Origin of the sequence: Bacillus sp. BML-BC051 (assembly GCF_019656175.1) — a bacterium.
Lineage (GTDB): Bacteria > Bacillota > Bacilli > Bacillales > Bacillaceae_G > Bacillus_A > Bacillus_A mobilis.
The window spans coordinates 95,834-117,764 of the sequence record NZ_BPLI01000012.1 but is presented as its reverse complement, the minus strand read 5'-3'; the positions used below and the strand labels follow the sequence as shown (position 1 = coordinate 117,764).

The window sequence follows — 21,931 nt, the reverse complement described above, 5'->3', positions numbered from 1 at the left end:
GTCATTTCGACAAATTTTATACATTACGAGTGAAACTGTATATTCTCTACTAATTCATCGTAAATTTTTAGTGCAACATTTTCTTGTTTTTCTTCCAAAGTAGCATAAAGCTTTCTATACATATCGATAGAATCTCCTGAAACTTTACAAGAAAGAGTTGATACGTAATCATTTACGATCATCCAAATGCGATAAAGTAAATAATTATCGACTTGTTCAATAAGTGTTTTAAAGAACGTTTGATGAAGCATTGGAATTGAGTTTTCATTTTCTTCAAGCACTTTGTGTAATTTACTTAGCACTTTAGAAAACGTTTCTTTCGGTAAATTACATACAATTCGAATCATATCTTTCTCGAGCAATCCTTTTGTTTGTAATAAATCACGAATTGTTTTCTCATCTTGCAGCAAGAACGGCGCAATCAATTGTACAAGACCGTTATCGTAAAAGTTTCGAATAAACGTCCCTTCACCACGTCTCGTTTCAATCAACCCTACCAGTTCTAAAGCACGCAATGCTTCTCTTACAGAGGAACGCCCTACGTTTAAACGTGAACTTAACTCACGCTCAGACGGCAAACGATCCCCCGCCACCAATCCATCTTCTTCCATAATGGAACGGATTTTTTTTACAATTTCGAGATATACTTTTGTATTTGATGATGTCAATGGAAATTCCTCGCTTATTCTTTACCAATCAGCGCTAATTGTTTTGTTTTCTCAGCAATCTCATTTGGATCTACTTGACGGCGAGCTACTCCTGTCTCCATTGCAGCTTTCGCAACGTAAGCTGCCACTTGAGGCGCTACACGCGCGTCAAACGGTGCAGGAATGATATACTCTGCATTCAACTCATCTTCTGCTACAAGCTCAGCAATAGCCTGTACAGCTGCCATCTTCATTTCTTCGTTAATTTGTGTCGCATGTACGTCAAGTGCACCACGGAAAATACCAGGGAACGCTAGTACATTATTTACTTGGTTTGCGAAGTCAGAACGACCCGTTCCAACAACAGCTGCGCCCGCTGCTTTTGCCAATTCTGGCATAATTTCTGGAACTGGATTCGCCATTGCAAAAATAATTGCATCGTCATTCATTGTACGAACCATCTCTTCTGTTAATGCACCTTCTGCAGATACACCAATGAATACGTCCGCACCTTGCACAACATCAGCTAAAGAACCTTCGATACGATTCTTATTTGTATATTTTGCAACTTCATCCTTCACAGGATTCATACCTGTAGGACGACCCTCATAGATCGCACCTTTACGGTCACACATAATAATGTCGCGTACACCATAGCGATATAAAAGTTTAATAATTGCAATACCTGCTGCACCTGCGCCATTTGCGACAACTTTAATGTCAGACATTTTCTTTCCAACTAGTTTTAGCGCGTTCACAAGACCTGCTACTGTTACGATAGCTGTTCCGTGTTGATCATCATGGAAGATAGGAATATTTGTTTCTTTTTTCAAACGTTCTTCAATAATGAAGCAGTTTGGTGCTGCGATATCCTCTAAGTTAACGCCGCCAAAAGTTGGCTCCATTAATTTTACAGTTTCAACAATTTTATCTACATCGTTTGTATTTAAGGCAATTGGGAATGCATCTACACCAGCAAAGCTCTTGAATAATACAGCTTTACCTTCCATTACTGGAAGAGATGCTTCAGGTCCAATGTTACCAAGACCAAGTACAGCCGTTCCATCAGTCACAACTGCTACCATATTTCCCTTCATCGTATATTCATATACCTTACTTTTATCGTCATAAATTTCTTTACAAGGCTCTGCAACCCCTGGAGAATATGCAAGACTTAAATCTTTTGCATTTTCTACTTTTACTTTTGATACAGTTTCTAATTTTCCTTGATGCACTTTATGCATGTGAAGTGCTTCTTCACGAAGTGTTGACAAACTATCCACTCTCCTCAAATTATTCTAGCTGATATCAATTTCTCCAAGTGGTCTGACCACGAACACTACTACTATAATAATCGAAGTGTAGGGAAATTGTCCATTATATTTTCACAACCACATTTTCTTCCCCGACAATTTCACGAAGTGCTCCTAAACATTCTTCACTTGGATGAATCGATAAACTTCGTGATAATTGTACCATTTTATGTTCCTTTTCATAATAAATTAGTACTTTCGCAAAACCCGAATAGTCAAACAATATTTTAGTAACCTGATTTAACTGCTTTTTCTCATACTGAGACGGCAATTTCACGTAAACAGTTGCGTCTTTTTTTTCTTCATACACATCCATTTCTTCTAACGGATATAGCCCATTTACAATCCATTGCAACTTATGATTTCTAAGCTCAATCATGCCGTCAACTAATACAATTGCGCCTTCTTGTAACTTATCTGAGAAATGTATATACGTTTCTGGGAAAAGAACTGCTTCCATTTCATCATTTTGATCACAAAATGTAATAAACGCCATCTTTTGCAACTTTTTCGTACGAATTACTCTCACGCTTGTTATATACACGATCGCTCTTTGTACTTTTTTCTTATGCCGCATCGCCTGAGCGAGAGATGGAATCTCTAATTCTTTCGCTAACTTTACATACTGCGCTGTCGGATAGCTTGATAAATAAAAACCTAATGCTTCCTTTTCTTTATTTAACTGTTCAATAAAAGAGAGCTCTTCTCCTTGTACGTATTTTGATTTCGGAACAGCATCTCCTAAATCACGTGCAAGATTTGCGTACTCTAACGCTCCTTTAAGACTTTTCCATAAATTCGTTCTCGAAATACCAAAATCATCAAAACATCCAGACCAGACGAACGCCTCTAAATTTCGCTCTGTTACAAACTTTGATGGCATGCGAAGACAAAATTCAAATAAATCTTCAAACATTTTTTTCTCGCGTTCTTCGAGTAATGCTGTCACTGTAGCCATTCCGATGTTTCGAATGGAAAGTAAGCTGTAACGTATCGCATTGCCTTCTATTTGAAAATTATAACCACTCCTCTGAAGAGACGGTGGCAAAACGTGAAAACCTTTCCGCTTCGTTTCTCGTATATACTGCACAATCTTATCTTCATTTCCAATTGCACTTGATAATAGTGCTGTCATAAATTCCAGCGTATAATTCGCTTTTAAGTAGGCAAGCTGATATCCAATCATACTGTAGGCTACCGCGTGACTTCGGTTAAAACCGTAATTTGCAAATCTTACAATTAAATCGTAAATTTTCTCCGCGGATGTCTCGTCATAACCATTTTGTAAACAACCTTGCACAAAATGCTTACGTTCCTGATCTAAAATATCACGATTTTTTTTACTCACTGCACGGCGTAATAAATCTGCTTCTCCGAGCGAGAATCCTGCTAATTTCGACGCAATTTGCATAATTTGTTCTTGATATACAATTACACCGTACGTTCTTTCTAAAATTGGCTTTAAGTCCGGATGTAAATATTCAATTTTTCTTTTTCCATGCTTTGATTCAATAAAGGTCGGAATTTGTTCCATCGGTCCTGGTCTATATAACGAGTTAACAGCAACAATATCTTCAAATTCATTCGGTTTTAACCCGCGAAGTACATTTCGCATACCACCTGATTCAAGCTGGAATACACCTGTTGTATCCCCTCTACCTAACAATTGGAACGTCTTTTCATCTTGAAGTGGTAAATTTCTTATATCAATTTGTGTCCCCGTTTTTTCCACGATAAACTTTATAATATTTTCAAGTAACGTTAAATTACGCAATCCTAAAAAGTCCATCTTTAACAAACCAAGTTCTTCTAATGCATCAGCTGGATATTGCGTAACATACACATCGTTATGCCCTTCTTGAATTGCAACACTTCCTGTTAACGGCTCTTGGCTCATAATAACGCCAGCTGCATGAATAGACGTATGACGTGGTAAGCCTTCTACACGTTTTGCAATTTCAAACACACGCTCATGTAACAGATTCCCTTGTATGAACTCACGGAGTGATTGCGATTCCTCATATGCATCTTTTAACGTTATACCAAGCTTTGATGGGATAAGTTTTGAGAATATGTCAATATCTCGCGGCGGAAGCCCCATTACACGCGCAATATCTCGAATTGCCGCTTTTGCTGCAAGCGTCCCAAACGTTACGATTTGTGCAACACGAAGCTGACCATATTTATCTTTCACATATCGAATCATCTCATCACGTCTTATATCTGGAAAATCGATATCAATATCTGGAAGTGTCACACGTTCGGGGTTTAAAAATCTTTCAAATAATAGATCATATTCAATCGGATCAATATCTGTAATTTCTAATACGTAAGAAACAAGTGAGCCAGCTGCCGATCCACGTCCTGGTCCTGTTAAAATATGATTTTCATGCGCATACTTCATAAAATCCCATACGATGAGGAAATAATCACTAAACCCCATACTAGAAATAACGTTTAATTCATGATTTAAACGCTTTATATGTACTTCTTTCGGCGTACCATAACGTTTCTGCAACCCTTCTTCACAAACGCGGCGTAAATACATATCATTCGTCTCGTTAGCCGGAACAGGAAATTTCGGTAATTGATTTATATGAAACGGTATTTCTACTCTGCAACGTTCTGCAATTTCTACTGTGTTATAAATCGCTTCTTCTACGTGAGAAAATAGTGCTTCCATTTCATCTGATGATTTTAAATAATATTGATCCGTTTTCAACCTCGGTCTATCTGGATCAGTCATTTTCGTTCCACTTTCAACAGATAATAAGCACTCATGAACAAGTGCGTCACTTTGATTGATGTAGCGTACATCGTTTGTTGCAACGACTGGAACATTTATCCTACTCATAAATGCAGGTAATTTCTCTTGCAGAAGCAGTTCATCTTGAATCGCATGATGCTGCAAACTCATATAAAAATTGCCGAACATGCTTTGATACATGCGAGCTAATTCTTCAGCTTCACTCTCTTTGTCTTCTAATAATAATTGTTCGATTTCCCCATCTTTACCTGGTGAAATAGCAATTAATCCTTTCGCATAATGGGCAAGCCATTTTTTCGGAATACCTTCTTTTGACTTCGTCATAATGCTACTAGAAATCTTTAATAAATTTTGATAGCCTATTTCATTTTCAGCAAGTAAAACAAGCGGATAAGATTTTTCATCTTCTTCACTAAAAATAGAAGCTGTTAAGCCGATAATAGGCTGTATACCATGTTTCTTACATGCTTTATAAAATGGAATAACACCATACATAACATTTTCATCCGTAATAGCGAGTGATGAAAAACCAAGTTCTTTCGCCCTGACTACAAGCTCATCAATTTTACAAGCACTTTTTAATAAACTAAAAACGGTTTGACATTGTAAATGCACAAACTTCACTGTTGTACCCTCTCTTTACCAATTTGACTACTTTTATTATAGGTGATGAGGAAAGCGGAAATCAAAACATACTTCTTATACTTTGTCCATATATATGAAGAAGAAAGGGGAATGACGATGGATGTAAGAGAACACACTTTTTTCTCTCTGCTTATTATTAGTTACTTTATTGCCTTTGGGGTTATACTCGGTGGTTCATTAATTGGCGGCTTTGGTGCATTTCTTATCGGAAAACCAACTCTAACTTACATTAATCAATTCGCCCAAAATTTAAAAATTTGGGCACTCGTTGCAGCAATTGGCGGAACATTTGATACTTTTTATAGCTTTGAAAGAAGTTTCTTTGGCGGAGATATGAAAGATATCGTAAAACAAATTCTCCTTATTTTTTTCGCAACAGGTGGTATGCAAACAGGTCTTACTATTATTAAATGGCTAACGCAGGAACATGTATGAGAGTACCAAGTGCCAATACAGCAAAAAAATGGTATTTAGTTTTAGCTGGTGCTGCTGTTGGAGGCGTATTGAGCTGGTTTATTTTTTTGTACATATACGGTGTTTTTCAAGAAGAACAAGCTAGTAAAATAGCAGAGCAACGAGAAATTATAGAAAAACAAGAAGCAAAGCTTCACGTCCTTCTCGAAGATCAAGAAAAATTGAATACTGAAAATAAACGGCTCTTAACTATTCAAGAGATTAAAATAAAACTTATAAATCGAGAAAAATACGATTTAGACAATCTTACACTCGAAAATATGACCACATCTATCCATAATGACCTCCAGCACCTTTTAACGAAAAACATACAAAGTATCGCAAAAAATAAAGACCTACTCAAAAAGGTAATCGAAAACAAAACGTACAAACATTACGATCGTCTATACCGCTTTAAAGTCGATACAATATCTTTTGATACCGTGCTTGAAATTAGCATTACTATAGAGAAAGAAAAATAAAGAAGGAGGGCTTTAACGCCGCTCCTTCTTTTCGTTTTCATATATAATCTCTTATCTACACAACTCACATAAATCAGCAAAAAGACGATCCGCTTCTTCCCAAGAAGATGCTTTTGCACCAGAAGCCATCGGATGCCCTCCGCCATTATATTGCATTGCTAATTTATTTATCACTGGTCCTTTTGAACGAAGACGAACACGAATCACATCGTCTTCCTCTAAAAATAGAACCCACGACTTTAATCCATCAATATTACCAAGTGCTCCAACAACGCCAGATGCCTCAGAAGGAAGCACATCAAACTTTTCTAATACTTCTTTCGTTAATTTAATGTAAGCTGCTCCTTCTTCTACCATCGTAAAGTTTTGTAAAATATAGCCGTTCAAACGAGCAATCTTTTCTTTCGTCTTATACATTTCATTGTATAAATCTGTGAATTTCACATCCATATCAACAAGCTCACTTACGTAACGAAGTGTTTTCGCTGTTGTATTCGGAAATAAGAAACGACCTGTATCCCCAACAATACCCGCTAAAATAAGACGAGCTGCTTCTTTTGTTATCTGTAACCCTTTATCTTTTCCATACGTGTAAAACTCATAAATCATTTCACTTGTAGAACTTGCTGTCGTATCTACCCACGTAATATCTCCGTACGGATCTTCATTTGGATGATGGTCAATTTTAATTAGCATCTTCCCTTTTCCATAACGTTGATCGTCAACACGTTCTTGGTTCGCAGTATCACATACGATAACAAGTGCATTTTCATATACACTATCTTCAATATCATCCATTACTCGTAAGTATGCTAATGACGGTTCGTTGTACCCAACCGTATAAATATTTTTCTCTGGAAACGATTCTTGTAGAATGGTACCAAGACCACCCTGTGAACCTAACGCATCTGGATCTGGACGTACATGACGATGAATAATAATTGTATCAAACTCTTTAATTGCTCCTAAAATTTGCTCATGCATATGTATAATCTCCTTTTTACTCAACTTCTCCACTTTAACGTGCAGTAAAAGCCCAACCGGTGCAGGCTAATCATTAGCGCGCAGAAACATCCCCGCACTAATTAAAATTTCACTTTATCCTTCATTATAACGGAAAGTATTTCATACATGCGAACAATTGCTTTATAATAAAAGTTAGAAAGTTTAGATATTTCTTTTTTCTCCACTATTATTTTTCACAAAGCGATAGGAGTGTGTATTATGCCAGTATTAGTCTTCTGTATTATCGTCTCATTTATGTTGTACCTCTTCTACAAAACAAAATACTTTCGTACAAGCCGCCCAATGGAGAAAGGTTGGCTCTCTGGAAAATCTGCAATGGCACTCGGTTCATTCGTCTTATTCTTCGGGATAAACCAATTCTTTTTAGAACTTTCAACCGCTCGTATTATCGTTGGTGTTTTATTTGTTCTATTTGGTAGTGCAAGTGTATTTAATGGATTTCGCCAATATAAACATTTCTTACCATTAGCAGTTGAAGAAGCTGAATCTGTCTGAAGCAACATAAAAAAGCATCAATATTGTGATGCTTTTTTATGTTGCTTAACTTTTAAAATCATATACGCAACAAAAGCAGAAGGTATATTAAAGGGGTTGCCTTGTACATGAAAATGTAATTGTTCTTCTTCAAAAGACATTTTTTCATATAGTTCTCGCTGAGATAATCCTGTTCGTTTCTTTTTTTCATGTAAACCTTGTAAGTATAAATATTGAAACGGTATCATCACAAGGAAGTAAAATAGTGCGATACTACCAAAGAAGAGCACTTCTGATGACATATTGCATACCACCTTCCTAAAATCCATTTCCTTACAATAAAATTATAACATAGTATAAACTCTAATTAAATCAATATTATGTTTTTTGAATGTACAATTACCTCTCCACATATATATCCTGCTACTCCTTTGCTTTCCCCCTAAAATCCTCCCTCATCTTTAGCAACAGCTTCAAAATCCAATAAAACAAAATAAAGTTAACGAAAAAACCTAATGGATTAAACCAGCATTCCCATCCGCCATAATAAACAAACGTTTCAGCTGGTATACCAAAGTAAAGAAAATCCGGCTCATTTTCTCCTGATATAGGAATAAAGGCGCCCACACTAGCAAGAGTTACACTTACAAAATACAGCCTCTTTTTAATAGCGTTCATCCTTCTATGCGTTAACACATGCATAATGATGAAACATACGACCACTAAAAAGAAAATGATTCCGTCCATTCCCTTCCTCCTTATCGCTATTCCATTTCCACATCTTCAAATTTTTTAGTCTTTTATTATAACTATGAAATGATACTCTATTTATTTTTTGTTTCTATCCTTTTAAATAAAAAAATGGAACAAACCAAAGCGGCTTGCTCCATCTTTTTATTTATCGATCAACTGCACCATAAGTAATGCTTTCCCGACAACATTACCTTCATGATGCACTTCTACATCAACCTTACCAAATTTACGTCCAATTTCTAATACTTTCGGATGAACCGATACAACATTGTCAATTTGAACTGGTTTTACGAAATAAATTGTTAAGTTCTCAACAATTAAATCACTCTTCTTTTGCGCACGAATAACGCGATTCGTTGCTTCCGTCACAATTGTTGCGAATACACCGTAAGATAACGTTCCGATTGAATTCGTCATTTGCGGCGTCACTGAAAATTGATATAGATGTTCATTTTTTGCTTCTTTCGGCGTCATGAATTGATTCGTTACAATATCATCGATTGTTTCACCGACTTGTGGTTGACGCTGAATCATTTGCAATGCCTGAAGTACATCTTGACGGCTAATAATACCTTGCAGTTTATTTCCTTCATCAACAACAGGAAGTAACTCAATACCTTCCCATACCATCATACGTGCCGCAGCTGCGACAGACATTTTTCCATTTACCGTAATTGGATGTTTTGTCATCACTTTATCAATTGGTGTTTCTTTCGCAACACCAATCATATCTTTTGAAGTTACAATACCTAATACCTTTTTATTTTCATCAACAATTGGATATCTTCCGTGCATCGTCTCTTCATTATACGCATGCCATTGCTGTACTGTATCATTTGGTTTTAAATATAATGTCTCTTCAATTGGCGTTAAAATATCTTCAACGAGTACAATTTCTTTCTTAATAAGCTGATCGTAAATCGCACGGTTAATTAACGTTGCAACTGTAAATGTATCGTAACTACTTGAAATTATCGGCAGTTTTAATTCATCTGCTAATTTCTTCACATGATCTTCCGTATCAAATCCACCCGTAATCAATACCGCAGCTCCGGCTTCTAACGCTAATTGATGTGCGTTCGTACGGTTACCGATAATAAGTAAGTTCCCAGCTTCTGTATAGCGCATCATCGCTTCTAATTTCATTGCCCCAATTACGAATTTATTTAACGTCTTATGTAGTCCTTCTCTGCCCCCAAGTACTTGACCATCGACAATGTTAACGACTTCTGCATATGTCAGCTTTTCAATATTCTCTTTCTTCTTTTGTTCAATTCGAATTGTTCCGACACGTTCAATCGTACTAACATATCCTTTATTTTCTGCATCTTTAATTGCACGGTAAGCTGTACCTTCACTTACACTCAAATCTTTTGCAATTTGCCTTACAGAAATTTTATGCCCTACTGGCAGGCCATTAATATGTTCTAAAATTTGGTTATGCTTGGTAGCCAAATGGTTTCACCATACTTTCTTTTCCCTAAATTCTTCATGTGTTGTATTTTCAGTATACTATATTTTCAAAACTGTTACACTCTCTCTTTGTATATCTGTACTATTTTTTTTATAACAAAATACGCCTTACATTATACTACTTCTTCTATTACAACAATGTAATGGTATTGTCATCTCGTTCGATAGTTTGTCCAGCCGCTTCAATATACAATGAAGACAAGAAATAAAACAAAGGAGCGGATACATGATGAAAAAATTATTAGAAGTTGTAGGTGCTGTATTTTTAGCTTTCGTAGACGGGAAAAAAGTTGCAATGGAATTGAATGAAACACCTGAACAGCCACTTCCAAAAAGGAAAGAATCACCAAAACAAGTACAAACTTTAAAAGCTGTCCTACACACGTAAAAAACCCTTCACTTGTCTTTTCAAATGAAGGGTTTCTGTTCTATAGTGTAATACTTTCTCCAGCCTCTAATACTTTCCCTGTACAATTTTGTAGCTTTTCTACAAATTGATATGGATCTTGTTCAATTACTGGGAACGTATTGTAATGCATCGGTACAACAGTTTTCGCCTGAACCCATTTTGCTGCTAAAACAGCATCTTCTGGTCCCATTGTGAAATTATCACCAATGGGTAAAAATGCTATATCAATGTTGTTCAGTTCCCCAATTAATTTCATATCAGAGAATAGAGCGGTATCTCCTGCATGGTATACAGTTTTCTCTTCTGCTGTAAATAAAATACCTGCTGGCATACCTGTATATGTAATCGTCTTATTTTCTTCATCAATATAACTAGAACCGTGGAATGCTTGTGTAAACTTCACTTTTCCGAAGCCAAATTCATGCGAACCACCAATATGCATCGGATGTGTATTCACACCTTGCCAACTTAAAAAGGTCGCTAGTTCAAATGGTGCCACAACAACTGCATTATTTTTCTTCGCAAGCTCTACTGTATCTCCAACATGATCACCATGTCCATGCGATAAAAGAACCGCATCTACTTTGACATCTTCAGCCTTTAAATCTGTTGTAGGATTTCCAGTTAAAAATGGGTCAATTAAAATCACTTTTCCATTCGTTTCAATCTTTACAACTGAATGCCCGTGATAAGATACTTTCATTACTACATTCCTCCCCTATACACATTCTCACTTTTTATTCTACATGATTTTTCAATTCCCTGTCTTTTCTAACATCTATTTACTTGTCATAACGCTTTCTTCCGATGTAAAGTTATATTTGTAATTAAATATCTCGGGGGTGCCAATCGATGAATGCTAGATTAGAAAATTTAATGCAATGGCTAAAAGAAAAAAACGTAGAAGCTGCGTTCTTAACTTCTACACCAAACGTTTTCTACATGACAAACTTCCACTGTGAACCACACGAAAGACTTCTTGGTATGTTTGTATTCCAAGAAAAAGAGCCTATTTTAATTTGCCCTAAAATGGAAGAAGGTCAAGCGCGTAACGCTGGCTGGGCACATGAAATTATCGGATTTACTGATACTGACAGACCATGGGATATGATTGCAAAAGCAATTAAAGACCGCGGCATCAATGCAAACGCAGTTGCAATTGAAAAAGAACATTTAAACGTAGAACGTTACGAAGAACTAACAAAATTATTCCCAAATGCAGCGTTCAAATCAGCTGAGGAGAAAGTTCGTGAACTTCGTTTAATTAAAGATGAAAAAGAACTTTCTATTTTACGCGAAGCAGCTAAAATGGCGGACTACGCTGTTGAAGTTGGTGTAAATGCAATTAAAGAAGATCGTAGTGAGCTAGAAGTATTAGCAATTATTGAACACGAATTAAAAACAAAAGGCATACATAAAATGTCATTTGATACGATGGTATTAGCAGGTGCAAACTCTGCTCTTCCACACGGTATTCCAGGTGCAAATAAAATGAAACGCGGCGATTTCGTACTATTTGATTTAGGCGTAATCATTGAAGGTTATTGCTCTGACATTACACGTACAGTAGCATTCGGTGACATTTCTGAAGAACAAACTCGCATTTATAACACTGTACTTGCTGGACAACTACAAGCAGTTGAAGCATGTAAACCAGGTGTTACACTTGGTGCAATCGACAACGCTGCTCGCTCTGTGATCGCAGATGCAGGTTACGGCGACTTCTTCCCGCACCGCCTTGGTCACGGACTTGGAATTAGCGTACACGAATATCCAGATGTAAAAGCTGGTAACGAGTCTCCATTAAAAGAAGGTATGGTCTTCACAATCGAGCCAGGTATTTACGTACCAAACGTAGGCGGCGTTCGTATTGAAGATGATATTTACATCACAAAAGACGGATCAGAAATTTTAACGAAATTCCCGAAAGAATTACAATTTGTGAAATAAGAAAAAAGGCAGCGTGATTGCTGCCTTTTTCTATTTCTCTACTATTTCAAATTTCTCTACAATCATTTTTGCTGGATAGCTTTCAAGCATTTGAGAAAACCATACTTTTATTTTATCCCCTGTTTTTAACTGTTTATATGCGCCTTTATCTTTAAAGCTCAAAACTATATGTGATGGATGCTCTTTATTTATTTGTTGTTCCATATAATGTTGCAATTCTACTTTTGTATTAAACGTTTTATCATCGACAAAAAATACCGTTTCATTTCTTACTATGACATACCCCTCTTCAGGTACTTTTTTTACCGCTACTTGCTCTACTTGTTTTATATCACACGCTGATAATATGATTAGAAATACACTTAAAAACATAAAGTTTTTCATACGCCTATTCATTTTTAACTCCTTACTCTAGGCTATTTCAAATTTAACACCATCTTCTCCTCATACTTATCATCCCATTTAATCACAACCTCTATCGGTTCATCTTTAGATAGAGGCGCACAACTTACACAAGAAGACTTCATTTCAATCCTTGCTCCTTTATGAACTTCTGAAGTTTGTGTCATTGTACGAAAGGTTTCATTAATAGCAATCTCTAAATTTTTAAATTCTGTATTTCCATCTCCGCCTTTATACTGAAACGTAAACATTCCATCTTCACTGTCATCCTTAATATGCCCTTTATATTGCCCCGTCCAACTTTTGCTCTCGCTAGAAAAAGTAACATACGAAAGAGAGCAGCTTCCTAAAAAGAAAATACTAATAAAAAAGACTAATGCTCTCTTCATAATGCCCCTCCATTCAAAAGCATTTATTTATTGTCTATTTCTTTCTCTTATTATACTAATAAAATACAGAATTTTCTAAAATAGGAGGTTTATATGTTACAACAGCAGCTAGAAGAAATTCGTAATAATAATTACATAATGGATAACACAATTAACATGGATTCTTTAAGTTCAAATATGCTTAAACATATCGGTGTTACTGATAGCTATTTAAGAGACAAACTTATTTACTCTACTTTTTACCATCTCATCAAAAAGGACTACATTTCACACACACAATTACAGAAATTGTTATTAGAAAGCATCAGCGAAAACTATTTATTTTATAAAATTCGTTCAGATGACGAAGATGCTGTATTTACCCGTGCATTTACGACCTTATTAATTGCGCTCCTTATTGATGCGGATACAAAATATAATTTCTTATCACAGAATGATATTTTAACTGTAAAAGATCAATTAATTCTATATATGAACAAAGAGCATGATTTCCGTGGATATGTTCAAGACCATGGCTGGGCACATAGTATCGCTCATGCTTCTGATACATTTGAGGCGCTTGTGAATAGTCCTAAACTGGAAAATTTATATTATGAAGAGATACTACAAACTTTATTAAACAAAGTTTGTGTTCATTCCATCTATTACAAATATGAAGAAGACGAGCGTCTCGTTTATCCAATTGTCTCAATGCTACAAAATGGTCTACAAGAAGAAACACTCATATTAGCCCTTCATGATTTAGCAGCTCAATTACCCGTCCAAAAACAAACATTACAGATTAAATCGTATGAGTTTTTATACGGAAATATAAAATCTTTCCTACGCAGCTTATTTTTCAGACTACGCACACTGTCTATATGCAAAGAAACAGAATGCGAAATTGAAAAATTGCTACAAGAACTTCCAAAATATTATTAAAAAAAGAAGGCCACTTAAAAAGTGCCTTCTTCTATTTCACTAATATTTAATTGAAATTTCACGATCCAAACTGAGAAAAGGTGGACAAGAAGCGCAAACGTCATACATGCTCCGCTTAAAAAAGTTAGTATAGGATGCGAATACACGTGCCCTAATCCATAGGATATCGCCACGAAAAACATTGTTATGTAAATATAAATTGCTCCATGTATTTGCCTCATATAAACCTCCTTTTCACATAGTATAACATAAATTTTCTGATTATTCACATTAATAAACTGTAATTAATATTTCTCAACCGTTACACCTCTAACAGCCGCTTTAATATATGGCGCTCCTTGTAAACTTTGTAAATCCTCTGTTTTACCTGTTACAACTACAACGTATATTGGTAGGTCTTTTGATTTGAAGTTTTTCATCTCGTTATAGTTTTCCCTAAAATATTTTTAATATCCCCCGTTATTTTCACTTAAAGATATCTAAATACAGCTTTTCTTCAAAATTTTTTCAAGATAAAAAGCACATCTACCTTGATGTGCTTCTCTCTAACATACTATTCTATTATTTCATCGCTTCCTTCACAACATCTTGAATCATAACAACTTCTGTTTTCATATCAACAGACTGTACTTCTTCATCAATACATTCATACCAAAACGCTAAGTGCTTTTTATCAATTTCATGATGAGAATTTTCGACAAGAGCCCCGTCTTCTCCTTGCACAGAATACCAATATAAGTACTCTTCTCCACCTCTTATTTCCCGGAAAATTGTCTCTACATACATCTTTTCGTCGTTTAATGTCAAAAGCACTTCTTTCATATTGTCATTAAGAAGCTGCATCCATTCATCTACACGATGACTTTTACCTTGTTTCACTTTGAATCTCGTTAACTCCACATTCATTTTTATTCCCCCGTTTTCTTCCGTACAAACAATCTATATCCTATTGGATTATAAAAACTTAATTTACTAGCTAGTTTTTGCGAAGGAATATTTTCTACATAACAATCCCAGCACGGTGTAATATCATTTTGCATGCAATGTTCAATAAATCGTGTTGCAACAGCTTGTGCTAATCCTTTTCCTTGATACGCTTCATGCGTCACAATATCAATTTCAGCAAATCCATTCCCGCTAAATATCGAAACACATTCAGCTACAATCATCCCATCTTGTTCTATACAAAATCCGAAACCACCGTTTAAAAACAGCTCTTTTGATCCCCAATATTCTTTATAATACTCCTCTGTAAATTCATTGCTTCGTTCTATATCACTTTTATCAATACGCTTCACTTCATATGTATTTTTGCTTGCATCTCGTTTTCTCTCTTCAGAAATTTCTCTTTGGAATTTCATTCGCGGCATATTCCGAAGTACATTACTAAAACGCCCTTCAATCATTATTTCCCACTCTTCAATTGAAGTGAAGAGCGTAAATCTCTTCTCTGTTTTTTCAATAGCCACTTTTAAATACGCAAATAGATCTTCGTTATAATTTTGATCATCCGTATCACCAAATAAATAATAGATACCATTAGCTGTACGAATTAATCCTGCTGTTAACTTCTCGTTGGCAAAAATCTCACCATCTATCATTTGGTCACATACCGCATAAGCAAACGTCGTCGTTGTTGTATTACTTTCTAAAATCGGAAGGATTTTTCTATACTCGGCTACAGATAATTTTTTCATAATTGCTCCACTTTAATCGTATCCGCCTCTATATTTTCAAAACAAAGATTTACCGTTCTCTTTAATGCTCTCGTTCTATGAATCGTACACGCTGGAATTAAAATAGAATCATTCGGCTTTAAAACCGCTGTTTCTCCATCTTCAAAATCAATAAGTAATTCTCCCTCTAGTACAATGAATAATTCATCCGAATTAGAATGATAGTGCCAATCGTATTCACCATTAAATACAGCGATTCGTAAGCAATGACTATTCACATTTGAAACGACGAAGTTTTTATGTTGATCTTGAATGTCCTTTGTTAATTCTAATAAATTCACAGTCTCCATATCCCGTCTCACCCTTTCATTAGTCGTTCTTCTGAAAAACTAGCTTAGTCTCCACCACCTCCACAATCTCCTCCACTATCACTTGAGCTGCTACAATCGTTGCTACTGTAGTCACCAAATCCACTTGATGAGCTTGAAGCATATGAAGATTTTTTTCTCATTTTTCTTTGCTTATCTTTCTTACTTTCATGACTAGGCCATACTTTATGAAAGAATATACCGAATAAGACTAATTCTATTATGACAAGTGTAAATTCTAGAATGCTCTCAATAATATTGGGGGTTATCTCAAAACTGTAAAACACTCCAAATGAATACATACACAAAATCACATACAGAGCCATACAAATATACCGAAATGTTTTCTCTATCATAATGACTACTTTTTTTGAAAGAGGTATGTTCTGTTCCTGTTTTTTCTTTATATACTTTTGTCTTTTAGCTTGCTTTTTCTTCCTCTTTTTGCTCCCCATTGACTCTCCTCTTCCGACTTCTTTTTTCATTTAATTCCAAATTATCACAAAAAATAACATTTTAACAAGCTATATTTCACGTAAAGTTTTATTTACTTTTTGTAAAGTTTTATTTACTTTTTGTAAAGTTTTATTTACTTATTACCTAAAAATGGATATAATAAATGTAACAAATTTACAAAAAGGAGACTTTTTATATTTGATTAAAAATAAGGTGAAACAATTCCGCGTCGTTAGAGACATCACCCAAGAACAATTAGCTTCCTCTGTTCAAATTACTAGACAATCCCTCATCGCTATCGAGAAGAATAAATACAACCCTAGTTTAGAATTAGCATTGAAATTATGTGAGTTTTTCAACTGTAAAGTAGAAAATTTATTTCAATTAGATAAAACTGGGGAGGAAAAAAAATGAAAAACACTTTTAATCAAGAATTCATTTCGCATCTTACCATTTTATTGTTAGGTTCAACTTTTCTTTATTTCAATAGTAATGATGAAGAAAAAATTAGTTCTGTCCTTCTATTCGCTGGTGTATACATACTCTTAGCCTTGATACTATTCGTGGTGAAACGGATATTCTTTAAGAAAAAAAAGAACGATCCCGAAAAATATCCATTACCTGAAATGGATGAAAGAATCGAGAAGATGAGTTTAAAACTTATGGCGCAAATTTTCGGTCTCTCTCATTTAATCGGTTCTGCGATACTATTTATTTTATATATCACTGACAAAAATTCGATGATACGAGTTGAGTATGCCTTGTATTATTTATTCGGCATTCTTTTCTTTACAATGATGTTCGGATTGAGAATCGTAAAGAAACTAGACAATTAACCCAAGTAAAAAACCCCTCCTTACAAAAGGAGGGGTTTACATGTATCTCTATTATGATAAAGCAGGAGCTTTTTCAAGAAGCTCTTTCGCATCAGCGTATTGTAAGCCGTGAGCTTCTGCAACTGCTTCGAATGTTACATAGCCATCTAATGTGTTAATACCTTTTAATAATGCAGTGTTGCCTAGGCAAGCATCTTTGTAGCCTTTGTTCGCAATTTGTACTGCATATGGTACTGTTACGTTTGTTAATGCAAGAGTTGATGTACGTGGAACCGCACCTGGCATATTAGCAACTGCATAATGAACAACGCCATGTTTTTCGTAAGTTGGATTGTCGTGAGTTGTAATACGGTCAGTTGTTTCGAAAATACCACCTTGGTCAATCGCGATATCTACAACGACAGAACCTGGTTCCATTGATTGAATCATTTCTTCTGTTACAAGTTTTGGTGCTTTTGCACCTGGGATTAATACCGCACCAATCACAAGGTCAGATTCTTTTACAGCTTCTGCAATGTTGTACGGGTTAGACATTAACGTTTTTACTTGGTTACCGAAAATGTCATCTAGTTGACGAAGACGTTCTGCACTTAAGTCGATGATTGTTACATCTGCACCTAAACCTACTGCGATCTTCGCTGCGTTTGTACCAGCTTGACCACCGCCGATAATTGTTACTTTGCCGCGTTTTACCCCTGGAACGCCTGCAAGTAAAATACCTTTACCACCTTTGTTTTTCTCAAGGAATTGTGCACCGATTTGTGCAGACATACGACCAGCTACTTCACTCATAGGTGCAAGTAATGGTAAAGAACGATTGTCTAATTGCACTGTTTCGTATGCAATTGATACAACTTTGTTATCAATTAGTGCTTTCGTTAATTCTGGTTCTGGAGCTAAATGTAAGTATGTGAATAAAATTAAGCCTTCGTGGAAATAACCATATTCACTTGCAACTGGCTCTTTTACCTTCATAACCATATCCTGATTCCATGCTTCTTCAGCAGTTTCAACAAGTTTCGCACCAGCTTGTACGTATTCTTCATCTGTAAAGCCTGATCCTATACCTGCTCCTTTTTGAACAAAAACTTCATGACCATTTTGTACTAAATGTACCGCTCCCGCTGGCGTCATTGCCACGCGGTTTTCATTGTTTTTAATTTCTGTTGGAATACCGATACGCATTATTAGTTCCCCCTTGAGTTATGAAATGACCCCTGAATCATTTTTTAAAGCGCTTTCTACGCTCTTATATTCTAACATAATATCTCAATATTTGACAAAAAATAATACAAGTTTTCCGATAGATTTAATCTTACATTAAAGGACAGTATTACCCGCACCTCTCAGCATAAAGGATAAACTGTCCAATTATTCGAAACTTCACTTTATTTTATTCTATCGATGTCTATGAATAACATCTACTGCACCAGTTATTTCAATAATTGTACCGGTAATCATATCGGAATCGTCCTCACATAAAAACGAAATGGTTCTTGCGATGTCTTCACCTGTTCCAGGTCTACCAATTGGTGTGTTATGTCCTTTCAACTGACGTGCTTCTTGAATTGTCGCTTCTTTCATTTCACCAATAATATCACCAGGACATACCATATTTGCAGTAATACCATATTCTGCTTCTTCATAAGCAACTGTTTTCGTTAATGAAACAAGTCCTACTTTCGCTGCTGCAAAAGCTGAACGATAAATCCATCCCGGTGCGCTATCTGCCCCTTGGAATCCGTAATTAATAATACGACCAAAGTTCTGTTTTCTCATAACTGGAACGACAAGTTTCAACAAATGAAACACCGCTGTTAAATTACCCTGAATCATTTCATTCCATTCGTCTTCTTCATAATCGACTAACTTTTTTCGTTCAAATACATATGGACCAGCATTATTAATTAAAAAGTCAATTTTGCCAAAACGGCTTATCGCTTCTTCTACTATTTTATGTAAATCTTCCTTTTTCGTGACATCCGCTTGCACGAATTGTAGACGCTCTTCCATATTTTTATATGTTTCTTTCATCATTTCCATAGCCGCGATATCGCTATGATATGTTACTGTTACTGAATATCCTTTAGCCAATAACTTTTCTGTTACTTGCTTTCCTAAACCTTTCGTACCGGCTGTAATGAGCGCATGTCTCACAAAAAACTGCCTCCTTTTAAATTGCCATAGTTCATATGTAACAAGTTCTTGCACCAATTACAACTAAAATGAATTGAAACAGAGTTTTCGAAATTCTGTAACCTTTCTGGTAAGCACATTACCAAAATTTGTTTTATAATAAAGTTGTAAACGGTAATAAAAATGATTGGGAGGAATTTACTATGAATAATACATATACAAATATTTTAATCGCGGTGGATGGTTCTAAAGAAGCAGAAAGAGCCTTTAAAAAAGCAATTCAAGTCGCAAAACGAAACGATGCAACATTAACTATTGCTCATATCGTTGATGTAAAAGCATACTCAGCAGTAGAAGCTTATAGCCGTGCAATTGCTGAACGTGCAAATCTATTTGCAGAAGACTTATTAGAAGACTACAAAAAAACTGCACTTGAAGCTGGCCTTGAAAACATTGAAACTGTATTAGAATTTGGTAATCCTAAATCAAAAATTTCAAAAGAAATCGCTCCAAATCATAAAGTAGATTTAATTATGTGTGGTGCAACTGGTTTAAATGCTGTTGAGCGTTTCCTAATTGGTAGCGTCTCTGAACATATTATTCGCTATGCGAAATGCGATGTCCTTGTTGTTCGTGGTGATGAGGAGCAAGGTGAGCTTTAATTTATAAATAAAACACCAAGTCCACATGGGCTTGGTGTTTTTCATTTCACATATTTCACTATAAATACAAGACAAACCACAATAACAACAGTAATTGCTAATACATAAGGAGGAAGAAACTTCAAAGACCATAATGCCATCATAATCGTCGCAACCGTAAAGTATGCTTGCTTTGCATCTTCTGTCATTTTTTTACGAAAGCAGAACACATACAAATAACCGATTGGCGGCGTAATAAAGCAAAGAACATATATGATTTTAGATTTTAAATACCATTTTTGTTCTCCGAGTTTCTTTATATCTTCTTCTATTCTCTTATGCTCTTGTTCTCTCGCTTCTTCTACAAGCGGATCTTCCTCTTCTCCTCGCTTTTCTTTCATATAAGGAAGAAAGTGCATAAAAAAATAGTATGCAAATACGAACGCTACAAATCCAATATCTAATCTTTCTAATGGAATATGCTCACTAAAAAAAACAGCAGTAAGCGATAAAGACAAACAGTACGTCATCATCCAAAAGGAACATTTTCTCTTTTTTCGTTCCATTTCTTTTTTATTTTGTACATGTTTTCTTTTCGAAAGCCATATTGAAATACAGCAGTCTACTATAAATAGAATAAAGATAAATATCCCAACGTGTACTGTTTCTACATCCTTAAATGAAAAGATGTTTGGGAATGCTACATGGAATACAATTAATGTGTACAAAATTAGCCCTATAAAATAAATACGTCTCATTTTCCATCCCTTTCTTATTTCCTAACATTACATTAACATACATTTTTTAGAAATAGACGGACAAAATATATATGTTTAATAAAGGAGGATGCTACATGGATGATTCTGAACGTATTATTTTAGATGTGAATGGGAAAGAAATCGAAATGTTAGAGACGATTCGTGAACATTTTAAAGAGACACACGGAATTGAACTAAGTAACGGTGCATTACTACGAGATTTAATGGATATTGAGTACATTCGAATTACGGAAGATCGACATAAGTATGATTAATCGATACATTGTAGGCCTAGAGCAAATTGCTCTAGGCCTACTTACATCCACACGAAAAATGTTATAATTAGGAAAAATGTGGAGGGTGTCAAAATATGAAATCTGAAAATATCTCAAAACATTTTCATACATTACATGTACAAAGGAACGAATTCCTTCCTCATCTCCATTCACTATCTCAAGAACAACTATGGTATCGCCCGCAGAATGGAAAATGGTCTATTGGGGAGCATTTTTATCACTTATATTTAATTGCAAAAATGCTCAAAGTAGCAATTAAATTCTCGTTCACCCTTATCCCTTATGCAAAGCTAAGAAAAAACGTCCCATTTGCCACTGAAATACATGACATTTATGCCGAATATAAAAAAAAGCATGGCAAAGGAATGAAAGCACCTTGGATTTTAATCCCTTCAAAAAAAGTCTATCAATCTATGAATGTAACTCAATTAGAAGAATTACTTACACGTGAAACAAATGAAATAAAAAAACTCGTTCAAAATATAGAAGAAAATATTGCAGGGCATATCGTATTTTTAGATCCAATTGCTCACTATCCTAATTTGATTCAATCTATTCAACTATTAGCGATACATGAGAAACATCATTTTATGATTATGCAATGATAAATACTCCTGTAAAAATCTAAATACAAAAAGGTAAGGTGCTTTCTATAAAAAG

29 protein-coding genes and 1 pseudogene are annotated in these 21,931 nt (G+C 35.3%); 11 read left to right on the top strand and 19 right to left on the bottom strand.

What is annotated here, in order from left to right:
* Positions 1–23: 23 nt before the first annotated feature.
* From K5S59_RS05535 to dnaE, 3 genes are all read right to left on the bottom strand, one after another.
* A complete protein-coding gene (locus tag K5S59_RS05535) occupies positions 24–668 on the bottom strand; it encodes a FadR/GntR family transcriptional regulator (protein ID WP_000204429.1) in 645 nt (214 codons plus the stop codon).
* A gap of 14 nt (positions 669–682) precedes the next feature.
* Positions 683–1,891 carry an NADP-dependent malic enzyme gene (gene ystJ, locus K5S59_RS05530; protein ID WP_162937158.1) on the bottom strand — a complete coding sequence of 403 codons (1,209 nt, stop codon included), beginning with the start codon at positions 1,889–1,891 and terminating at the stop codon, positions 683–685.
* Between the two features lie 133 nt (positions 1,892–2,024).
* Positions 2,025–5,351, bottom strand: a complete 3,327-nt coding sequence (dnaE, locus tag K5S59_RS05525) for a DNA polymerase III subunit alpha (RefSeq protein ID WP_000673708.1) — start codon at positions 5,349–5,351, stop codon at positions 2,025–2,027.
* A gap of 42 nt (positions 5,352–5,393) precedes the next feature.
* On the opposite strand from dnaE, the gene ytrH reads away from it, so the two are divergent.
* Both ytrH and ytrI read left to right on the top strand, forming a co-directional pair.
* Positions 5,394–5,807 carry a sporulation membrane protein YtrH gene (ytrH, locus tag K5S59_RS05520; protein ID WP_116329186.1) on the top strand — a complete coding sequence of 138 codons (414 nt, stop codon included), beginning with the start codon at positions 5,394–5,396 and terminating at the stop codon, positions 5,805–5,807.
* A complete protein-coding gene (ytrI, locus tag K5S59_RS05515; RefSeq protein ID WP_001265726.1) occupies positions 5,804–6,307 on the top strand; it encodes a sporulation membrane protein YtrI in 504 nt (167 codons plus the stop codon). Before ytrH ends, ytrI begins: the two co-directional genes overlap by 4 nt.
* Positions 6,308–6,358: 51 nt before the next feature.
* Here ytrI and K5S59_RS05510 read toward each other — a convergent pair whose 3' ends face one another.
* Complete coding sequence (locus tag K5S59_RS05510) at positions 6,359–7,291, bottom strand: DHH family phosphoesterase (protein ID WP_000545132.1); 933 nt, start codon at positions 7,289–7,291, stop codon at positions 6,359–6,361.
* 240 nt (positions 7,292–7,531) lie between these two features.
* Here K5S59_RS05510 and K5S59_RS05505 point away from each other — a divergent pair, with 240 nt between their 5' ends.
* Complete coding sequence (locus K5S59_RS05505; protein WP_001144784.1) at positions 7,532–7,828, top strand: YtpI family protein; 297 nt, start codon at positions 7,532–7,534, stop codon at positions 7,826–7,828.
* 17 nt (positions 7,829–7,845) lie between these two features.
* Here K5S59_RS05505 and K5S59_RS05500 read toward each other — a convergent pair whose 3' ends face one another.
* The 3 genes from K5S59_RS05500 to K5S59_RS05490 all read right to left on the bottom strand — a co-directional run bounded on the left by K5S59_RS05500 (position 7,846) and on the right by K5S59_RS05490 (position 10,015).
* Positions 7,846–8,109: a DUF3949 domain-containing protein gene (locus K5S59_RS05500; RefSeq protein WP_120450921.1), complete on the bottom strand. Its 264-nt coding sequence runs from the start codon at positions 8,107–8,109 to the stop codon at positions 7,846–7,848.
* A gap of 121 nt (positions 8,110–8,230) precedes the next feature.
* A complete protein-coding gene (locus K5S59_RS05495; protein WP_098258817.1) occupies positions 8,231–8,554 on the bottom strand; it encodes a hypothetical protein in 324 nt (107 codons plus the stop codon).
* A 147-nt stretch (positions 8,555–8,701) separates the two neighbouring features.
* Positions 8,702–10,015 carry a CBS domain-containing protein gene (locus K5S59_RS05490; protein WP_000201565.1) on the bottom strand — a complete coding sequence of 438 codons (1,314 nt, stop codon included), beginning with the start codon at positions 10,013–10,015 and terminating at the stop codon, positions 8,702–8,704.
* 244 nt (positions 10,016–10,259) lie between these two features.
* Between K5S59_RS05490 and K5S59_RS05485 the strand changes: the two genes are divergently transcribed.
* A complete protein-coding gene (locus K5S59_RS05485) occupies positions 10,260–10,421 on the top strand; it encodes a hypothetical protein (protein ID WP_000976299.1) in 162 nt (53 codons plus the stop codon).
* Between the two features lie 40 nt (positions 10,422–10,461).
* Here the strand turns inward: K5S59_RS05485 and K5S59_RS05480 are convergent, their stop codons facing one another.
* Positions 10,462–11,145, bottom strand: coding sequence for a metal-dependent hydrolase (locus K5S59_RS05480; protein ID WP_000868951.1), 684 nt, complete (start codon positions 11,143–11,145; stop codon positions 10,462–10,464).
* A 149-nt stretch (positions 11,146–11,294) separates the two neighbouring features.
* Here K5S59_RS05480 and pepQ point away from each other — a divergent pair, with 149 nt between their 5' ends.
* Complete coding sequence (gene pepQ, locus K5S59_RS05475) at positions 11,295–12,392, top strand: Xaa-Pro dipeptidase (RefSeq protein ID WP_000994028.1); 1,098 nt, start codon at positions 11,295–11,297, stop codon at positions 12,390–12,392.
* Between the two features lie 30 nt (positions 12,393–12,422).
* Here pepQ and K5S59_RS05470 read toward each other — a convergent pair whose 3' ends face one another.
* Together K5S59_RS05470 and K5S59_RS05465 are read right to left on the bottom strand one after the other, a co-directional pair.
* Positions 12,423–12,788: a DUF3221 domain-containing protein gene (locus tag K5S59_RS05470; RefSeq protein ID WP_120450922.1), complete on the bottom strand. Its 366-nt coding sequence runs from the start codon at positions 12,786–12,788 to the stop codon at positions 12,423–12,425.
* A 20-nt stretch (positions 12,789–12,808) separates the two neighbouring features.
* A complete protein-coding gene (locus K5S59_RS05465; protein ID WP_000816833.1) occupies positions 12,809–13,183 on the bottom strand; it encodes a hypothetical protein in 375 nt (124 codons plus the stop codon).
* A gap of 93 nt (positions 13,184–13,276) precedes the next feature.
* Here K5S59_RS05465 and K5S59_RS05460 point away from each other — a divergent pair, with 93 nt between their 5' ends.
* Entirely contained in the window at positions 13,277–14,104 is an 828-nt protein-coding gene (locus K5S59_RS05460; protein ID WP_000941481.1) for a DUF2785 domain-containing protein, read from the top strand.
* 14 nt (positions 14,105–14,118) lie between these two features.
* Here the strand turns inward: K5S59_RS05460 and K5S59_RS05455 are convergent, their stop codons facing one another.
* The 6 genes and pseudogenes from K5S59_RS05455 to K5S59_RS05430 form a co-directional block, all read right to left on the bottom strand.
* Positions 14,119–14,325, bottom strand: coding sequence for a hypothetical protein (locus K5S59_RS05455; RefSeq protein ID WP_001248906.1), 207 nt, complete (start codon positions 14,323–14,325; stop codon positions 14,119–14,121).
* A 63-nt stretch (positions 14,326–14,388) separates the two neighbouring features.
* Positions 14,389–14,580 (bottom strand): annotated as a pseudogene (locus K5S59_RS05450) (hypothetical protein); the annotation flags it as partial.
* Positions 14,581–14,665: 85 nt separating this feature from the next.
* Positions 14,666–15,010: a DUF6176 family protein gene (locus K5S59_RS05445; RefSeq protein ID WP_120450923.1), complete on the bottom strand. Its 345-nt coding sequence runs from the start codon at positions 15,008–15,010 to the stop codon at positions 14,666–14,668.
* Between the two features lie 2 nt (positions 15,011–15,012).
* Positions 15,013–15,801, bottom strand: a complete 789-nt coding sequence (locus K5S59_RS05440; RefSeq protein ID WP_087957168.1) for a GNAT family N-acetyltransferase — start codon at positions 15,799–15,801, stop codon at positions 15,013–15,015.
* Positions 15,798–16,130 (bottom strand): cupin domain-containing protein, encoded by a 333-nt coding sequence (locus tag K5S59_RS05435; protein ID WP_000450951.1) that lies wholly within the window; start codon positions 16,128–16,130, stop codon positions 15,798–15,800. The genes K5S59_RS05440 and K5S59_RS05435 overlap by 4 nt, the downstream gene beginning before the upstream one ends.
* 44 nt (positions 16,131–16,174) lie before the next feature.
* Positions 16,175–16,603, bottom strand: coding sequence for a hypothetical protein (locus tag K5S59_RS05430; RefSeq protein WP_120450924.1), 429 nt, complete (start codon positions 16,601–16,603; stop codon positions 16,175–16,177).
* A gap of 151 nt (positions 16,604–16,754) precedes the next feature.
* Here K5S59_RS05430 and K5S59_RS05425 point away from each other — a divergent pair, with 151 nt between their 5' ends.
* Together K5S59_RS05425 and K5S59_RS05420 are read left to right on the top strand one after the other, a co-directional pair.
* Positions 16,755–17,018 (top strand): helix-turn-helix transcriptional regulator, encoded by a 264-nt coding sequence (locus tag K5S59_RS05425; RefSeq protein WP_120450925.1) that lies wholly within the window; start codon positions 16,755–16,757, stop codon positions 17,016–17,018.
* Positions 17,015–17,440, top strand: a complete 426-nt coding sequence (locus tag K5S59_RS05420; RefSeq protein WP_000799011.1) for a hypothetical protein — start codon at positions 17,015–17,017, stop codon at positions 17,438–17,440. The genes K5S59_RS05425 and K5S59_RS05420 overlap by 4 nt, the downstream gene beginning before the upstream one ends.
* Positions 17,441–17,491: 51 nt before the next feature.
* Here the strand turns inward: K5S59_RS05420 and ald are convergent, their stop codons facing one another.
* Positions 17,492–18,625, bottom strand: a complete 1,134-nt coding sequence (gene ald, locus K5S59_RS05415; protein WP_001219387.1) for an alanine dehydrogenase — start codon at positions 18,623–18,625, stop codon at positions 17,492–17,494.
* Between the two features lie 213 nt (positions 18,626–18,838).
* Entirely contained in the window at positions 18,839–19,597 is a 759-nt protein-coding gene (locus K5S59_RS05410; RefSeq protein WP_120450926.1) for an SDR family oxidoreductase, read from the bottom strand.
* Positions 19,598–19,779: 182 nt separating this feature from the next.
* Between K5S59_RS05410 and K5S59_RS05405 the strand changes: the two genes are divergently transcribed.
* Positions 19,780–20,238, top strand: coding sequence for a universal stress protein (locus tag K5S59_RS05405; RefSeq protein ID WP_001066679.1), 459 nt, complete (start codon positions 19,780–19,782; stop codon positions 20,236–20,238).
* 41 nt (positions 20,239–20,279) lie between these two features.
* Here the strand turns inward: K5S59_RS05405 and K5S59_RS05400 are convergent, their stop codons facing one another.
* Positions 20,280–20,975 (bottom strand): hypothetical protein, encoded by a 696-nt coding sequence (locus K5S59_RS05400; protein WP_120450927.1) that lies wholly within the window; start codon positions 20,973–20,975, stop codon positions 20,280–20,282.
* Positions 20,976–21,070: 95 nt separating this feature from the next.
* On the opposite strand from K5S59_RS05400, the gene K5S59_RS05395 reads away from it, so the two are divergent.
* Positions 21,071–21,250, top strand: a complete 180-nt coding sequence (locus tag K5S59_RS05395) for a hypothetical protein (protein ID WP_000342763.1) — start codon at positions 21,071–21,073, stop codon at positions 21,248–21,250.
* Positions 21,251–21,345: 95 nt separating this feature from the next.
* Entirely contained in the window at positions 21,346–21,876 is a 531-nt protein-coding gene (locus K5S59_RS05390; RefSeq protein ID WP_120450928.1) for a DinB family protein, read from the top strand.
* The last annotated feature ends 55 nt before the right edge of the window (positions 21,877–21,931 follow it).

Coding starts and splice junctions, on each gene's coding strand:
- K5S59_RS05425 (WP_120450925.1), top strand. CDS start 16,755: ATGGATATAATAAATGTAACAAATTTACAAAAAGGAGACTTTTTATAT.
- K5S59_RS05460 (WP_000941481.1), top strand. CDS start 13,277: ATGTTACAACAGCAGCTAGAAGAAATTCGTAATAATAATTACATAATG.
- pepQ (WP_000994028.1), top strand. CDS start 11,295: ATGAATGCTAGATTAGAAAATTTAATGCAATGGCTAAAAGAAAAAAAC.
- K5S59_RS05505 (WP_001144784.1), top strand. CDS start 7,532: ATGCCAGTATTAGTCTTCTGTATTATCGTCTCATTTATGTTGTACCTC.
- K5S59_RS05435 (WP_000450951.1), bottom strand. CDS start 16,130: ATGGAGACTGTGAATTTATTAGAATTAACAAAGGACATTCAAGATCAA.
- ald (WP_001219387.1), bottom strand. CDS start 18,625: ATGCGTATCGGTATTCCAACAGAAATTAAAAACAATGAAAACCGCGTG.
- K5S59_RS05480 (WP_000868951.1), bottom strand. CDS start 11,145: ATGAAAGTATCTTATCACGGGCATTCAGTTGTAAAGATTGAAACGAAT.
- K5S59_RS05440 (WP_087957168.1), bottom strand. CDS start 15,801: ATGAAAAAATTATCTGTAGCCGAGTATAGAAAAATCCTTCCGATTTTA.
- ytrI (WP_001265726.1), top strand. CDS start 5,804: ATGAGAGTACCAAGTGCCAATACAGCAAAAAAATGGTATTTAGTTTTA.
- K5S59_RS05470 (WP_120450922.1), bottom strand. CDS start 12,788: ATGAATAGGCGTATGAAAAACTTTATGTTTTTAAGTGTATTTCTAATC.
- K5S59_RS05405 (WP_001066679.1), top strand. CDS start 19,780: ATGAATAATACATATACAAATATTTTAATCGCGGTGGATGGTTCTAAA.
- K5S59_RS05500 (WP_120450921.1), bottom strand. CDS start 8,109: ATGTCATCAGAAGTGCTCTTCTTTGGTAGTATCGCACTATTTTACTTC.
- K5S59_RS05390 (WP_120450928.1), top strand. CDS start 21,346: ATGAAATCTGAAAATATCTCAAAACATTTTCATACATTACATGTACAA.
- K5S59_RS05395 (WP_000342763.1), top strand. CDS start 21,071: ATGGATGATTCTGAACGTATTATTTTAGATGTGAATGGGAAAGAAATC.
- K5S59_RS05495 (WP_098258817.1), bottom strand. CDS start 8,554: ATGGACGGAATCATTTTCTTTTTAGTGGTCGTATGTTTCATCATTATG.
- K5S59_RS05510 (WP_000545132.1), bottom strand. CDS start 7,291: ATGCATGAGCAAATTTTAGGAGCAATTAAAGAGTTTGATACAATTATT.
- K5S59_RS05465 (WP_000816833.1), bottom strand. CDS start 13,183: ATGAAGAGAGCATTAGTCTTTTTTATTAGTATTTTCTTTTTAGGAAGC.
- K5S59_RS05455 (WP_001248906.1), bottom strand. CDS start 14,325: ATGAGGCAAATACATGGAGCAATTTATATTTACATAACAATGTTTTTC.
- K5S59_RS05400 (WP_120450927.1), bottom strand. CDS start 20,975: ATGAGACGTATTTATTTTATAGGGCTAATTTTGTACACATTAATTGTA.
- K5S59_RS05485 (WP_000976299.1), top strand. CDS start 10,260: ATGATGAAAAAATTATTAGAAGTTGTAGGTGCTGTATTTTTAGCTTTC.
- K5S59_RS05430 (WP_120450924.1), bottom strand. CDS start 16,603: ATGGGGAGCAAAAAGAGGAAGAAAAAGCAAGCTAAAAGACAAAAGTAT.
- K5S59_RS05420 (WP_000799011.1), top strand. CDS start 17,015: ATGAAAAACACTTTTAATCAAGAATTCATTTCGCATCTTACCATTTTA.
- ystJ (WP_162937158.1), bottom strand. CDS start 1,891: ATGCATAAAGTGCATCAAGGAAAATTAGAAACTGTATCAAAAGTAAAA.
- K5S59_RS05445 (WP_120450923.1), bottom strand. CDS start 15,010: ATGAATGTGGAGTTAACGAGATTCAAAGTGAAACAAGGTAAAAGTCAT.